Source organism: Streptomyces sp. NPDC050439 (genome assembly GCF_040655335.1).
In the GTDB taxonomy this organism is placed as follows: Bacteria; Actinomycetota; Actinomycetes; order Streptomycetales; family Streptomycetaceae; genus Streptomyces.
The window spans coordinates 1,145,521-1,159,441 of the sequence record NZ_JBFAJT010000001.1; the positions used below are offsets into that span (position 1 = coordinate 1,145,521).

The 13,921-nt window shown below is 70.1% G+C and carries 14 protein-coding genes; 10 read left to right on the forward strand and 4 right to left on the reverse strand.

Annotated elements, in window-relative coordinates; genetic code table 11:
• Positions 1-55: 55 nt before the first annotated feature.
• The 10 genes from AB0I66_RS05120 to AB0I66_RS05165 all read left to right on the forward strand — a co-directional run bounded on the left by AB0I66_RS05120 (position 56) and on the right by AB0I66_RS05165 (position 11,162).
• Entirely contained in the window at positions 56-982 is a 927-nt protein-coding gene (locus AB0I66_RS05120) for a sugar ABC transporter permease (protein ID WP_363206295.1), read from the forward strand.
• 4 nt (positions 983-986) lie between these two features.
• Positions 987-1,955, forward strand: coding sequence for a carbohydrate ABC transporter permease (locus AB0I66_RS05125; protein WP_363206296.1), 969 nt, complete (start codon positions 987-989; stop codon positions 1,953-1,955).
• A 63-nt stretch (positions 1,956-2,018) separates the two neighbouring features.
• Entirely contained in the window at positions 2,019-3,359 is a 1,341-nt protein-coding gene (locus tag AB0I66_RS05130) for a sugar ABC transporter substrate-binding protein (protein ID WP_363206297.1), read from the forward strand.
• Between the two features lie 63 nt (positions 3,360-3,422).
• Entirely contained in the window at positions 3,423-5,474 is a 2,052-nt protein-coding gene (locus tag AB0I66_RS05135) for a beta-galactosidase (RefSeq protein ID WP_363206298.1), read from the forward strand.
• Positions 5,475-5,585: 111 nt separating this feature from the next.
• Complete coding sequence (locus AB0I66_RS05140) at positions 5,586-7,616, forward strand: glycoside hydrolase (protein ID WP_363206689.1); 2,031 nt, start codon at positions 5,586-5,588, stop codon at positions 7,614-7,616.
• Positions 7,617-7,731: 115 nt separating this feature from the next.
• The gene (locus AB0I66_RS05145) at positions 7,732-7,911 is read left to right on the forward strand and encodes a hypothetical protein (RefSeq protein WP_363206299.1); all 180 of its coding nucleotides are present in this window, start codon (positions 7,732-7,734) and stop codon (positions 7,909-7,911) included.
• Positions 7,912-8,060: 149 nt separating this feature from the next.
• The gene (locus tag AB0I66_RS05150) at positions 8,061-9,629 is read left to right on the forward strand and encodes an FAD-dependent oxidoreductase (RefSeq protein ID WP_363206300.1); all 1,569 of its coding nucleotides are present in this window, start codon (positions 8,061-8,063) and stop codon (positions 9,627-9,629) included.
• Between the two features lie 14 nt (positions 9,630-9,643).
• Positions 9,644-10,132, forward strand: coding sequence for a flavin reductase family protein (locus AB0I66_RS05155; RefSeq protein ID WP_363206690.1), 489 nt, complete (start codon positions 9,644-9,646; stop codon positions 10,130-10,132).
• Between the two features lie 36 nt (positions 10,133-10,168).
• Positions 10,169-10,501, forward strand: coding sequence for a hypothetical protein (locus AB0I66_RS05160; RefSeq protein ID WP_363206301.1), 333 nt, complete (start codon positions 10,169-10,171; stop codon positions 10,499-10,501).
• Positions 10,502-10,517: 16 nt separating this feature from the next.
• Positions 10,518-11,162 carry an endonuclease gene (locus AB0I66_RS05165; RefSeq protein ID WP_363206302.1) on the forward strand — a complete coding sequence of 215 codons (645 nt, stop codon included), beginning with the start codon at positions 10,518-10,520 and terminating at the stop codon, positions 11,160-11,162.
• Positions 11,163-11,168: 6 nt separating this feature from the next.
• Here the strand turns inward: AB0I66_RS05165 and AB0I66_RS05170 are convergent, their stop codons facing one another.
• The 4 genes from AB0I66_RS05170 to AB0I66_RS05185 form a co-directional block, all read right to left on the reverse strand.
• Positions 11,169-11,540, reverse strand: a complete 372-nt coding sequence (locus AB0I66_RS05170) for a VOC family protein (protein WP_363206303.1) — start codon at positions 11,538-11,540, stop codon at positions 11,169-11,171.
• 164 nt (positions 11,541-11,704) lie between these two features.
• Positions 11,705-12,226, reverse strand: a complete 522-nt coding sequence (locus tag AB0I66_RS05175; protein ID WP_363206304.1) for a hypothetical protein — start codon at positions 12,224-12,226, stop codon at positions 11,705-11,707.
• Entirely contained in the window at positions 12,223-13,224 is a 1,002-nt protein-coding gene (locus tag AB0I66_RS05180) for a thymidylate synthase (RefSeq protein ID WP_363206305.1), read from the reverse strand. Before AB0I66_RS05180 ends, AB0I66_RS05175 begins: the two co-directional genes overlap by 4 nt.
• Before the next feature lie 10 nt (positions 13,225-13,234).
• Positions 13,235-13,876, reverse strand: a complete 642-nt coding sequence (locus AB0I66_RS05185) for a class I SAM-dependent methyltransferase (protein WP_363206306.1) — start codon at positions 13,874-13,876, stop codon at positions 13,235-13,237.
• Positions 13,877-13,921: the final 45 nt, after the last annotated feature.

Sequence of the window (13,921 nt, forward strand, 5' to 3'; positions counted from 1 at the left end):
GCCACGTGACGCCTGCTCCGAGACGGACGAGTGAGATGGACGAGCGAGGAACGACATGACGACGCTTCACCTGCAACGGGCCGCCGAGCGGCGTGCGGCCCGGCCCCCGTCATCGGGGAACCGCCGTTCCTGGACGGGCTGGGGGTTCATCGGCCCCTTCGTGGCGGTGTTCGCCCTGGTCTTCCTCGCTCCCCTCGCCTACTCGGTCTATCTGAGCCTCTTCCGCGACCAGCTCATCGGCGGCACCACGTTCGTGGGCCTGGACAACTACCAACAGGCCCTGAGCGACGGCCAGTTCTGGGCGTCCCTGGGCCGGGTTTCCCTGTTCCTCGCGGTGCAGGTCCCGATCATGCTGGGCATCGCCCTGCTGGTGGCCCTCGCCCTGGACAGCGGCCGCCTCTACGGCAAGGACTTCTTCCGGATCTCGGTCTTCCTGCCCTATGCCGTGCCCGCCGTGGTGGCCTCGCTGATGTGGGGCTTCCTGTACGGCACCCGCTTCGGGCTCGTGGGCGACATCAACGACGCCCTGGGCGTCTCGCTGCCCGACCCGCTCTCGCCGGGCCTGGTCCTCGCGTCGATCGGCAACATCGTCACCTGGGAGTTCGTGGGCTACAACATGCTGATCTTCTACTCCGCGCTCCGCGTCGTCCCGCACTCCCTGTACGAGGCCGCGGAGATCGACGGTGCCGGTCAGCTCCGGGTGATCACGGCCATCAAACTCCCCGCGATCCGCGGCGCCCTGATCATCGCGACGATCTTCTCGATCATCGGCAGCTTCCAGCTGTTCAACGAGCCGAGCATCCTGCAGAACCTCGCGCCCAACGCCATCACCACCGACTACACCCCCAACCTCTACACCTACTCGCTGTCGTTCTCCGGCCAGCAGCAGAACTACTCCGCGACGGTCGCCATCGTCATGGGCCTGATCACCATGGTCATCGCCTACGTCGTCCAGCTGCGCGGCATGCGCAAGGGAGCGTGACCCGATGACCGGACCCAGCAGCCCCGTCACCACCGCTCCCCCGACCGCCTCCGCGCCCGCCCGCACGCCGGGTGCCGCACCCCGGCTGCGGACCCCGCGCGCCCGCACCGCCCGACGGCACACCGCGGGCCGGCCCCGGCGCAGCGTCCTGCTCACCGTGCTCACCGGCCTGGTCCTGCTCTACAGCCTGATACCGCTGCTGTGGCTGGTCATCAGCGCCACCAAGACCCAGGAGGGGCTCGCCGGTTCGTTCGGCCTGTGGTTCGGCGGGGACTTCGCCTTGTGGGACAACATCAGCGCGACGTTCACGTACGACGACGGCGTCTTCACCCGCTGGTTCCTGAACACCCTGCTCTACGTCGTGGTCGGCGCCGGGGGCGCCACCTTCCTCGCGGTACTTGGCGGTTACGCCCTCGCGAAGTTCGACTTCCCCGGCAAGCGCGGCGTCTTCGCCGTCGTCATCGGCGCCGTCGCCGTACCGGGCACGGCCCTGGCGGTGCCCACCTTCCTGATGTTCAGCAAGATGGGCCTGACCGACACGCCCTGGGCCGTCCTGATCCCCTCGCTCATCTCGCCCTTCGGCCTCTATCTGATGTGGGTGTTCGCCACCGAGGCCATCCCCGCCGAGCTGATGGAGGCCGCCCGCATCGACGGGGCGAGCGAGCTGCGCACCTTCTTCCAGGTCGCCATGCCGCTTCTCGCGCCCGGCACCGTGACCGTCCTGCTCTTCACGATGGTCGCGACCTGGAACAACTATTTCCTGCCGCTGATCATGCTCAAGGACCCGGACTGGTACCCGCTGACCCTGGGCCTCGACAGCTGGAACGCCCAGGCCGCGACAGCGGGCGGCGATCCCGTCTTCCATCTCGTGATCACCGGTTCACTGATCACCGTCCTGCCGCTGATCGCCGCGTTCCTGCTGCTCCAGAAGTACTGGCAGTCCGGGCTCGCCGCCGGAAGCGTCAAGGAGTAGCGCCCGCACGCCAGTTGAGCTCATTCCGCCCCTGCCGAACCACGAAGAAGTGGAAGCATCGCCATGCCCCAGAACACCCGCCGCCTGCTGCGCGGCATAGGTATCGTCTGCGCCCTCACCCTGGGGGCGACCGCCTGCGGCGGCTCCGACGACGACGCATCCGACCAGAAGCAGGTCTCGTCGGCGGACATCGAGGCGGCCCTGAAGAAGGGCGGCAAGGTCAAGGTGTGGGCATGGGAGCCCACCCTTAAGAAGGTCGTCACCGATTTCGAGAAGGAACACCCGGCCGTCGACGTCGAGTTGGTGAACGCGGGCACCAACAAGGACCAGTACACGGCCCTGCAGAACGCCATCTCCGCGAAGAAGGGCGTCCCCGACGTCGCCCAGGTCGAGTACTACGCGCTGAGTCAGTACGCCCTGACCAAGGACATCACCGACCTCACCCCCTTCGGCGCGGACAAGCTCGCCAAGTCCTACTCGCCGGGCCCCTGGAACGCGGTGAAGTCCGGAGACGGCGTCTACGCCCTGCCGATGGACTCCGGCCCCATGGCCCTCTTCTACAACAAGAAGGTCTTCGACAAGCACAAGATCAAGGTGCCGACGACCTGGGACGAGTACCTCGAAGCCGCCCGCAAGCTGCACAAGGCCGACCCGAAGGCGTACATCACCAGTGACACGGGAGACGCGGGCCTGACCACCAGCCTGCTGTGGCAGGCCGGTTCGCGCCCCTACAAGGTCGACGGCACCAAGGTGGGCGTCGACTTCTCCGACAAGGGCGCCCGCGCCTACACCGAGACCTGGCAGAAGCTCATCGACGAGAAGCTGGTCGCGCCGATCAACCCCTGGACCGACGAGTGGTACAAGTCCTTCGGTGACGGCACCCTCGCGACCCTGCCCACCGGCGCCTGGATGCCCGCCAACTTCGCCTCCGGCGTGAAGGAGGCCTCCGGCGACTGGCGCGCGGCCCCCCTGCCCCAGTGGACCGCGGGCGACAAGGCGAGCGCCGAGAACGGCGGCAGTTCACTCGCCCTGCCGGAACTCGGCAAGAACAAGGAACTCGCGTACGCCTTCGTCGAGTACGCCAACTCCGGCAAGGGCGTGCAGACCCGCATCAAGGAAGGCGCCTTCCCGGCGACCACCAAGGACCTGGAGTCCAAGGCGTTCCAGAACACCGAGTTCCCGTACTTCGGCGGCCAGAAGGCCAACAAGGTGTTCGCCGAGTCCGCGGCGAACGTCGCCGACGACTGGAGCTACCTGCCCTACCAGGTGTACGCCAACTCGATCTTCAACGACACCGCGGGCAAGGCCTACGTCTCCGGCACCCCTCTGTCCAAGGGTCTGAAGTCCTGGCAGGACGCCTCCGTCAAGTACGGCTCCGAGCAGGGATTCAGCATCCAGAAGTGACGCGGCCCGGACCGCACCCCGTACCTCACGATCGCCCCCGAGCACCACACCGGAAGGACCACCATGCCCCCCACCCTCCCGTCCCGGCTGCTGCGCGGACCGGACGGTGACACCTCCCCCCGGCTCGCGTACGGCGCCGACTACAACCCCGAGCAGTGGCCGCGCGCGGTCTGGGAGGAGGACGTCCGGCTGATGCGCGAGGCCGGCGTCAACATCGTCTCCGTGGGGATCTTCTCCTGGGCCCGCATCCAGCCCGACGCGGACACCTGGGACTTCGCGTGGCTCGACGAGGTCATGGACCTGCTGCACGCGGGCGGCATCGGGGTCGACCTGGCCACCGCCACCGCGTCCCCGCCGCCCTGGCTCACCGCGGCGCACCCGGAGATCCTCCCGGTGACCGCCTCCGGTGAGACGGTGTGGCCGGGAGCGCGGCAGCACTGGCGGCCGACCTCCCCCGTCTTCCGGGAGCACGCGCTGCGCCTGGTGCGCGAGATGGCACTGCGCTACGCCGACCATCCGGCGCTCGTGGCCTGGCACGTCTCCAACGAGCTGGGCTGCCACAACATTTACGACTACTCCGACGACGCGGCCCGCTCCTTCCGCGACTGGCTGCGCACCCGCTACACCACCCTTGACGGCCTCAACCACGCCTGGGGCACGGCCTTTTGGGCGCAGCGTTACAGCGACTGGGAGCAGATCCTGCCGCCGCGGCTCGCGGCGTCGCATCCGAATCCCACCCAGCAGCTGGACTTCAAGCGGTTCTCCTCGGACGCCCTCAAGGAGTATCTGCGCGCGGAGCGTGACGTGCTGCGCGAGGTCACCCCGGAGGTGCCCGTCACCACGAACTTCATGGTGATGGGCGGCACGAAGGGCATGGACTACGCCGACTGGGCCGGCGAGATCGACTTCGTCTCGAACGACCACTACGTCGTGCCGGGACCGCAGGCGCGGGACGAGCTGTCCTTCTCCGCCAACCTCACCAGCTCCGTGGCGGGCCACCGCCCGTGGTTCCTCATGGAGCACTCCACCAGCGCCGTCAACTGGCAGCCGGTCAACCTCGCCAAGCGCCGGGGTGACCTGGCCCGCGACTCCCTGCTGCACGTCGCGCACGGCGCCGACGCGGTGTGCTTCTTCCAGTGGCGCCAGTCGGCGGCCGGTGCCGAGAAGTACCACTCGGCGATGGTGCCGCACGCCGGCGCCGACAGTGAGGTGTTCCGTGCGGTGACCGCTCTGGGGCAGACCCTCAAGGCGCTGACGCCCGTCGCGGGGGCCGTGCGCGAACCGGCACGCGTGGCCGTGCTCTTCGACTGGGACTCGTGGTGGGCCAGCGAACTGGACTCCCACCCCACCTCCCGTCTCGACTACCACCAGGAGGCACTCGACTGGTACTCCGCGCTCCTCGCCCTCGGCATCCGCGCCGACGTCGTCACCACCCGCACCGACGTGACCTCGTACGACGTCCTGATCGCACCTGTGCTGCACGTGGTCCCCGAGGCCCTTGCCAAGGAGCTCACGCGCTATGTCGAGGGCGGCGGCCATCTGGTCACGACCTACTTCTCCGGCATCGTCGACGAGAACGACCACATCTGGCTCGGCGGTTATCCGGGGGCGCTGCGCGAGCTGCTCGGCATCCGTGTCGAGGAGTTCGGGCCGCTGCTCGCCGACGACACGGTCACGCTGGACAACGCCACGACGGGCACGGTGTGGACCGACCGGATCACCGTCACGGGACCGGAGGTGCAGGTGCTCGCCCGCTACCGCAGCGGTGCCTACGCCGAGCGTCCCGCCGTCACCCGCCGTGCCGCGGGCCGCGGTTCGGCCGCGTACGTCTCCACCCGGCTCGGCGCGGACGGCCTCACCGTCCTGCTGCCGGAGCTCCTCGCCACGGCCGGCGTCGAGAGCGAACTGCCCGCCCCCGCACGCGGGCGCGTCGAGCTGGCCGTACGGCGTGCCGCCGAAAGCCGCTATCTGTTCCTGGTCAACCGGACCGACGAGAGCGTGCCGCTGCCCGGCCTGACCGGCGAGATCCTCGTCGGCGAGACCCCGGAAACCACCGACGGCGGCCTCGTCCTGCAGCCCAGGGAAGTCGCCGTCCTGCGACAGCCCGCCCTCTGACACCCCCTCCTGTTCAGCGCCACCCCGTCCACGGGGCGTGCCGTCCTGCCCTGACGCGGCACGGCACGCCCCCAAGCGCACCCGCGTTGGGAGCACACGTTGGCATCCTCCATCCGCACGAGAACCCGTACCAGGCGCCTCATCGGCGTCGTCGGCACCACCGCCCTGGCCACCGGGGCGGCCCTGCTCACCGTCCCGTCGCAGCCGGCCGCGGCGGCCTCCGCGGCCGTCACCGTGCGGCCCGACCCCTCCTATCAGCACGAGAGGTTCGAGGGCTGGGGCACGAGCCTGGTCTGGTTCGCGAACGCCACCGGCGACTACCCGAAGGAGATACGCGAGAAGCTGGCGGAGCTGCTCTTCGGTGACGACGGGCTCGGCCTCAACATCGCCCGCTACAACATCGGCGGCGGCAACGCCCCCGACGTCAAGGACTATCTGCGCCCCGGCGGCGCGGTCGAGGGCTGGTGGAAGGCACCGGCGGGCACCACGCGCGAGGACACCGACTGGTGGAGCGCCACGGACCCGGCCGACTGGAACCCCAAGGCCGACGCCACCCAGCGCTGGTGGGTCGACCGGATCAAGGACGACGTCGACCACTGGGAGACGTTCAGCAATTCGCCGCCCTGGTTCATGACCAAGAGCGGTTACGTCTCCGGTGGCTTCGACGCGAGCGAGGACCAGCTCAAGTCCGAGTCGGTCGACGACTTCGCCTCCTACCTGGTGGGCGCGACCAAGCGTCTCGAGAAGGCGCACGGCATCAAGGTCGACACCCTCGACCCGTTCAACGAACCCAACACCGATTACTGGGGAACCCGCCTCGGAGCGGACGGCGAGCCCGTCGGCGGCCGTCAGGAGGGAGCCCACATCGGCCCCGAGCTCCAGCAGAAGGTGATCAGCGCCCTCGACCCGGCGCTCAGGAAGTCCCGGAGCGGCACGGAGATCGCCGCGATGGACGAGACCAACCCCACCACCTTCACGCGCAACTGGAACTCCTATCCGCGCGAGGTCAGGGATGCCGTCGGCCAGATGAACGTGCACACGTACGGCACGGACGGCCGCACCAGCGTGCGCGACCTGGCCAAGGCCGAGGACAAGCCGCTGTGGATGAGCGAGGTCGAGGGCGACTGGGGTGACGGGCAGGACTTCGACGACATGCGGCCGGGCCTCGGCATGGCCCAGCGGATGGTCGACGACCTGCGCGAACTGGAGCCGAAGGCCTGGGTGTTCTGGCAGCCGGTCGAGGACTACGACAACATGAAGCCCGGCGGCGAATCCGCCAAGGGCGGCAACTGGGGCAGCATCCAACTGCCGTTCAGCTGCACCTCCGAGGACACCCTGGAGACCTGCCCGGTCCGGACGAACACCAAGTTCGACACGGCCCGCAACTTCACCCACTTCATCAGGCCCGGCGACCGGCTGGTCAAGGTCGACGACACGTCGAGCGCCGCCGCCGTGACCCGCAAGGGCGACGGGGCGACCGTCGTCCACGTCAACGGCTCGACCGCCGCGCGGTCGGTCACGGTCGACCTCTCCAAGTTCGGCCACGTGAGCGGCCGAGCCACCGTCACGCCCGTGGTGACCAGCGCCGAGGGCAAGCTCGAACGGCACGACGCCGTCGACGTCCGCGGCAAGCAGGCCACCTTCGAGGTGCCCGCGCAGTCGGTGACGTCCTTCCTCGTCAAGGGGGTCTCCGGAGTGGCGAAGGACGCCGCCCTGCTGCGGAAGAACCACACGTACGAGCTGACCGGCGTCCAGAGCGGCAAGGCGCTCACGGTCGCCGACGACGGCACCGGCCTCGTCATCAAGTCGTCGGCGGACACGGCGGACCGGCGCTGGCGGCTGCGCCAGATCAGCGGCGACACCGGCAATCAGCGGCGGTACGTCTTCACCAGCCCCGCCGAGGGCAAGCGGCTGGCCGTCCGTGACGGTGTCCCGGTGGTCGAGGCCGACACCGGCCCCCGCGGCAAGGCCGCCCAGTGGATCATGTCCACGACCGGTGACGGCACATGGACCCTCGTCAACGCCGCCACGGGCAGGCTCCTGGAGGTCGGCGGCCAGGCCACGCACGACGGAGCGGCCGTCACGACGTGGACACCGAACTCCGGCGCCAACCAGCGCTGGCGGGTGACCGACGTGACCTGACCTCGACACCGGGTCTCACCTGGGACTATCACCCTCCGCGACTGTTCGATATGCGCAGGGTCACCGGGCGTGTCACGCTGGAGAAGACCAATCCGCCCTCACCAGGAGTGAACTCATGGGCAAGCAAAAGCGGTCCGCCGACCCGTCCCGTCAGGCCCCCGCCCGGCAGGAGCCCCCGCAGCGGGGCCGTCGCGACCAGGACCCCGCGCAGCCGGGCCAGCACCGTCAGCAGGAGCGTGAGCAGGGCGACGAGCGCGCCCAGCGTCGTCAGGGCATGGACGACGACCTGGTCTGACGCACGGACCGCGCATGGCCCCGAGGGGCGCACCCAAGCGCTTGGGTGCGCCCCTCGGCAGTGCGTGCGACGCGGACGCGCGACCACTGAGATCCCGCGCCGGGGGTACTCGTCCACGCCAGCGTCGTGATGACCACGTAGGAGAACACATGACCACGCACCACCGGACAGTCGACGAGTCGTACTGGATCACGACCACGCCCGGTACCGGATATCCGGCCCCCGAGGCGGATCTGTCGGCGGACGTCGCGGTCATCGGCGGAGGCATCGCCGGGCTCTGCACCGCCTGGGACCTGGTCCGCGCCGGACTCGACGTCGTCGTCCTGGAGGCCGACCGGATCGCCGCGGGCGTGAGCGGCTACACCACGGCCAAACTGACCGCCGCACACGGCCTCATCTATGCCGGCCTCGAATCGAGACACGGCGCCGACGACGCCCGGCTGTACGCGCTCTCGCAGCAGGAGGCGGTCGAGCGGACCGCGGCCCTCTGCGCCGAGCTGGACATCGACGCCGAGCTGGAACCCGCCCCCGCCTTCACCTACGCACAGGACCCCGCACGCGTCGACGAGCTGCGGCAGGAGGCCGACGCGGCACGCCGGGCCGGACTCGACGCGTCCTTCGTGACCGAGACGGAACTGCCCTTCGAGGTCGCCGGCGCGGTACGCGTGGACGGCCAACTGCAGTTCCACCCAAGGAAGTTCCTGCTGGGTCTGGCCGAGAACATCACCCGCGCCGGAGGGCGGATCTTCGAGCGGGCCCGGGTCACCGCGCTGCACGACGGCGCCCGCTGCCGGCTCACCACGGAGTCCGGGATCACCGTCGACGCACGCGACACGGTCATCGCCACGCACTACCCCATCTTCGACCGCACCCTGCTCTTCACCCGGATCAAGCCCCACCGGGAGCTGGTGATCGCGGCGCCCGTCCCGTCGGACGCGGCTCCCCAGGGCATGTACATCACGCCGGAGGGCGGGACCCGTTCGCTGCGCAGCGCCCCCTACGACGACGGGCGCCGCCTGCTCATCGTCACCGGAGAGTCCTTCGAACCGGGCGCGGGCGGCGTCAGCGAGCGGTTCGACCGGCTGGAGGCCTGGGCACGCGAGCACCTGCCGCACTTCGCCGAGAAGGGCGAGGCCTACCGGTGGGCGGCGCAGGACAACGACTCCGCCGACCGGCTGCCGTACGTCGGCCACGCCCACCCCGGCACCCAGCACGTCTTCGTCGCCACCGGCTTCGGCGGCTGGGGCATGAGCAACGGCGTGATGGCGGGGCGCCTGCTCACCGCCCACATCGCGGGCGGACCGCGACCGGCGTGGACCGAGCTGTACGACCCGCGGCGGCTGCCCCCGATGCGCGACGCCGGGCAACTCGCCTCCTATCAGGCGTCCGCGGCGAAACACTTCGTCGGCGACCGGCTGCACACCAGCCACGTCGACTCGCTGACCGACATCCCGCCCGGCAGCGGAGCCGTCGTACGCGTGCAGGGCAAGCGGTGCGCGGTCTACCGCGACGAGAGCGGGCACACCACCGCGCTCTCCGCGCGCTGCACCCATCTGGGCTGCCTGGTGCAGTTCAACGACGCCGAGTGCGTCTGGGAGTGCCCCTGCCACGGCTCGCGCTTCGGGACGGACGGCTCGGTCCTGCACGGCCCCGCCACTCATCCCCTGGAACCACGCGAGACCCCGGATTCCCCGGATTCCCCGGACACCCCGGCCTAGGAGAGGTGGTCGCCTTGGTGGCCGTGGACGGATTCACCGACCGGCTCGACTACCCGATGCACGTGGTGACGGCGGCGGGCGCCGATGACGCACCGGCCGGCTGTCTGGTCGGCTTCGCCTCGCAGTGCGCCCTTGAACCGCCGCGCTTCGTGGTGTGGCTGTCCCGGGCCAACCACACGTATGAGGTGGCCCGCGACGCGGAGTTCCTCGGCGTGCATCTCCTCGGGCGGGATCAGCATCACCTGGCGCAGTTGTTCGGCGGCGAGTGCGGCAAGCGGGTCGACAAGTTCGCCCGGGTGCGGTGGGAGCCGCGCGCGGGCGGGGCTCCCGTGCTCATGGACTCCTGCGCCTGGTACGTCGGCAAGGTCGAGCGGCACGCCGACTGGGGAGATCACGTGGGCTTCCATCTCACCCCGGTGGAGGCGGGCGCGGACCCGCCGCCGCACGAGAAGCTGCTGCGCCTGAGCGACGTCTCCGACCTCTCCCCCGGCCATCCCGCGTGACGCCGGGATCGCGGGCGGGCAGGACTATCCTGGAGCGTGTCAAGGACCAACGGCAGCCTGCGCCCTCAGCTGCTGGAGGCGGCCATGAACGGCGAACATCGCGGCCGTCGCGGGCACCCGCTCCCGGAGACACTCCGGGCCCATCGCCTGCGCCATCTGCTCACCTACGTCTACACGCCGCTCTTCCTTGCGCTCGCCGTGCTCTTCGGGGTGTGGGCGACGCGTTCCCTCAGCGGCGAACCTCCCAGCCCCTGGGCCCTGGCGGGCCTCGCGCTCCTCTTCGCGATCCTGGCGCTGCTGGCCCTGGCCGTCCTCACGGCCCCGCACCACCGCCACCGCCACCAGGACCACGACGGGCCACGGCACTGAACGAGGAAGGGGAGACATGGCCGGCCAGAAGGCTGTGATGCGGGAACTGCTCAGGACGTCGGGACAGACGTACGCGGCGGAGGCGGGCATCAAGGTCGCCGACACCCCCCAGCCGCTCTATCGCACGCTCGTCCTGTCCTGCCTGCTCAGCGCCCGGATCCGGGCATCCGTGGCGGTGGCGACCACCCGCTCGCTGCACGAGGCGGGGATGCGCGGACCGCGCCAGATGGCCGACGCCACCTGGCAGCAGCGAGTCGACGCCCTGGGGCGCGGCGGATACCGGCGCTACGACGAACGGACCGCGACCCAGCTCGGCGACGGCGCCCGTCTCGTGCTCGACGCATGGGGCGGCGACCTGCGCCGGATGCGGGAACAGGCCGACGGAGACGCGGCGGACCTGACCCGCCTGCTTCGTGAGGTGCCGGGCCTAGGGCCCACCGGCGCGGACATCTTCTTGCGCGAGGTGCAGGACGTGTGGACCGAGTACGCGCCCCGCTTCGACGCCAAGGTGCTGCAAGGAGCCGAGCGTCTCGGGCTGCCCCGGGACACGTCCGCGCTGTTGCGGCTCGCGGGCGACGAGAAGCCGGGGGTCACCGCGGCGGCACTCGTCCGTGCCGCCCTCGACCGGAAGCTCGCTCAGTCGGCCCGCGACGCCGCCTGAAGCCGTTCAGTCCTGGCAGAGGCAGAAGGGGTGGCCCGCCGGGTCGGCGTAGACCCGCCAGCCCCGCTCACCGCCCTGGTCGTCGACGTCGAGCGGAGCCGCCCCGACCGCGAGCACCTCGTCGTGCGCCTTCGCCATGTCGGAGACGGTGAAGTCCAGGTGCAGCTGCTGCGAATCCGACTCCGCCTGCGGCCATTTGGGCGGGCGGTGGTCCGGTGCGCGTTGGAAGGAGATACGGGCGCCGCCGGTGGCGTACAGGTCGTACCAGTCGTCGTCGTACTGCCGGATCTCGCCGCCGAGCACCGCCTGGTAGAAGCGGGCCAACGGCTCGGGCTCGGGGCAGTCCAGCGCAACCAGCTGGTAGGTCGCGATCGCCATGGACGGTTCGCCTCCCGCGTCTCGACGTGCAGAGGGGAATCGGGTTCCCCGCCGTTTCACCGTAAACCCACCGCTTTCCCGGTGCCTCTCACGGCGGCGGGCGTCACGACGGCACGCGGGGAACCGGGGAGCCCCCGTCGGCGGGCCGACGGGGGCTCCGCCTCTCAGCGGCGCAGGTCCCGCGCCTCACGCTGTCGCGCGACCGCGTGCCGTACCGCCGCGTCGATGGCGGGCAGCGAGGACTCCAGGTCGCTGAAGACGACGTACTCGACCGTCGCCACCGCGTGCAGCCCGCGGACGAGGAACGCGTACTCCCGGCCCTCCTCCAGGAGCAGCACGATCGGTTTGTCGAAGGCGCTGGCCCAGCCCATCTCTATGTGCGTGCCGGGAGAGGCGGGCAGCCCGGGGAAGGCCACGAAGACGTCGGCCTTGCGGATCTCCTCCTGGTCGAGCGGGGTGCACTGGTCGGGTGACATCAGCTCCGCGCCCCACGCCTCACGGCGGTGCGCGTTGTGGACGCTGAACCCGTGCCCCTCGAAGTGCTCGATCAGGGAGGCGAAGGGCGCCCGCGTCCCCGACGGCATCTCACCGGTGGCGGGATCGAGCAGCTGGAGGAAGGGCCCGGCGAGGAAAAGGGTGTCGACGCCGAGCTCACCGGCGAGCTCACGGGCGGGTGTCATCGTCATGCGGAGACCTCCTGGTCGGCAGCGGTACGGGGCCAGCGGGACAGCATCATGCGGCGGTACAGGGGCGGCAGTTCGTCGAGCAGCTCACGGTCAGTCCCGCGCTCGAAGGTCAGTTGCCGGTGCAGCTCGAACAGCCCGGTCACGTCCTGCCAGTAGCGGGGCAGGTCCAGGGCGCGCAGTGCGGCGGGGCCAAGCCGCAGGCGGTCGGTGCGCAGTTGTGCCTCGATCCGCAGCACGTCGCGCACGTGCGGCCAGTTGTCCCCGGCGGGCATCGTGGGGAACGGCTCCGGGTCCGGGTGGTCCGCGCCCTCCCGCAGGACGCGTTCCACGAGCGGGGCGTCACTGTCGTACACGTGCAGGGAGCCCACCTGGTGGACGTAGCTCCCGACCTCGGCACCCAGCTGCCGGGCGAGCATCTCCAGGAGGAAGGTGAAGGAGAAGACGTCGCTGACCATGCCGCGGTAGGCGTCGTTGGCACGCATGTAGCCGACGGCGTGCAGCTTCCCCTCGCGGAGCATGAACTGCAGGGCGAGGGTGCACGCGACATCGATGTTGCCGGGCTCGCGCAGTTCGCCCGGGTGGAAGATCTGCACGACCGCGCGTTTGCTGTCGGGGTCCTCCGCCAGTACGTCGATGACGCTGCGCCACTGGTCGAGCCCTGTCCCCCGGTAGTCGAATATCCGTGGTCCATAGGCGGTGCCGGTCAGGGTGGCGCCGTCGGACGAGTACTTGCGGATGCTCGGGGCGTAGTGGGCGACGAGCTCCAGGTCGGCGGAACCGGACAGGTACCAGAGGGCTTCGGCGAAGTTGAAGACCAGGTTGGACCTGCGGGCCGGCAGCGCGACATGCCGCTGGACGGGGCGGCGGACCAGGAATCCGGCGCCCAGTCGCTCACGGCTGGGAAAGCCGCGCGGGGCGTTGCGGAAGGGCGCGCCGAGGTAGGTGCTCCGTAACTCCGTCAGGTAGGCGTCCTCGACGGTTTCATAGGTGCTGTGCACGTGGCCCCCGTCAGTCCTTGTAGAAGCACTGGATGTACGCGTCACCCGAGGTGCCGTAGGTGTACTCGGTGGTGTCGTAGGCGGTGTACGGGTGGCGCTCCACGCGGATGGTGCGGAAGTGCTTGACGTACTGCCATCGCAGCTCGGGCTTGGTGCTGAAGAAGGGGATGAACACTCCGCCGGGGCGCAGCGCGCGGACGACCTCCGGCATGGCCTTGCGCCACAGTTCCTCGTCCTTCCACACCTCCATGTCGAGCGCGGGGTCGAAGAACATGCCGTCGATGCTCTCCGTCTCCAGCTCGAAGACCCGCTGGAAGAAGTCGCCCCGCTCGATGGAGAGCGTCCCGGGGAGCTTCGGATGCTGCTCGCGGAAGAGGTCTTCGACCTCTCCGAAGAGTTCGAGGACGGTGTGGCTGCGGGTGGCGGGGTTCTCTGCGATGCGCAGGGCGGAGAGTCCGAGGCCGAGGCCCACCTCGTAGAAGTCCTTGCCGTGCCGGCAGAGCAGGTCGGCGCTGGCCCACATCAGGTCGCGTTCCCAGGCCTGCATGGCCTGTTCGCCGCCGATGCTCAGGGTCACCTCGCCGTCGTGGTCGATGAGCTGGATGTCCGGTGCGGGGGTCTTGGTCCGGGTCTTCTCGGGGGTCTTCTCCATGACTGCCGTCCTTCGTCGTGTGGGTGCCGGGGTGGTGGGGGGCGC

Coding starts and splice junctions, on each gene's coding strand:
- AB0I66_RS05120 (WP_363206295.1), top strand. CDS start 56: ATGACGACGCTTCACCTGCAACGGGCCGCCGAGCGGCGTGCGGCCCGG.
- AB0I66_RS05125 (WP_363206296.1), top strand. CDS start 987: ATGACCGGACCCAGCAGCCCCGTCACCACCGCTCCCCCGACCGCCTCC.
- AB0I66_RS05130 (WP_363206297.1), top strand. CDS start 2,019: ATGCCCCAGAACACCCGCCGCCTGCTGCGCGGCATAGGTATCGTCTGC.
- AB0I66_RS05135 (WP_363206298.1), top strand. CDS start 3,423: ATGCCCCCCACCCTCCCGTCCCGGCTGCTGCGCGGACCGGACGGTGAC.
- AB0I66_RS05145 (WP_363206299.1), top strand. CDS start 7,732: ATGGGCAAGCAAAAGCGGTCCGCCGACCCGTCCCGTCAGGCCCCCGCC.
- AB0I66_RS05150 (WP_363206300.1), top strand. CDS start 8,061: ATGACCACGCACCACCGGACAGTCGACGAGTCGTACTGGATCACGACC.
- AB0I66_RS05165 (WP_363206302.1), top strand. CDS start 10,518: ATGGCCGGCCAGAAGGCTGTGATGCGGGAACTGCTCAGGACGTCGGGA.
- AB0I66_RS05170 (WP_363206303.1), bottom strand. CDS start 11,540: ATGGCGATCGCGACCTACCAGCTGGTTGCGCTGGACTGCCCCGAGCCC.
- AB0I66_RS05175 (WP_363206304.1), bottom strand. CDS start 12,226: ATGACGATGACACCCGCCCGTGAGCTCGCCGGTGAGCTCGGCGTCGAC.
- AB0I66_RS05185 (WP_363206306.1), bottom strand. CDS start 13,876: ATGGAGAAGACCCCCGAGAAGACCCGGACCAAGACCCCCGCACCGGAC.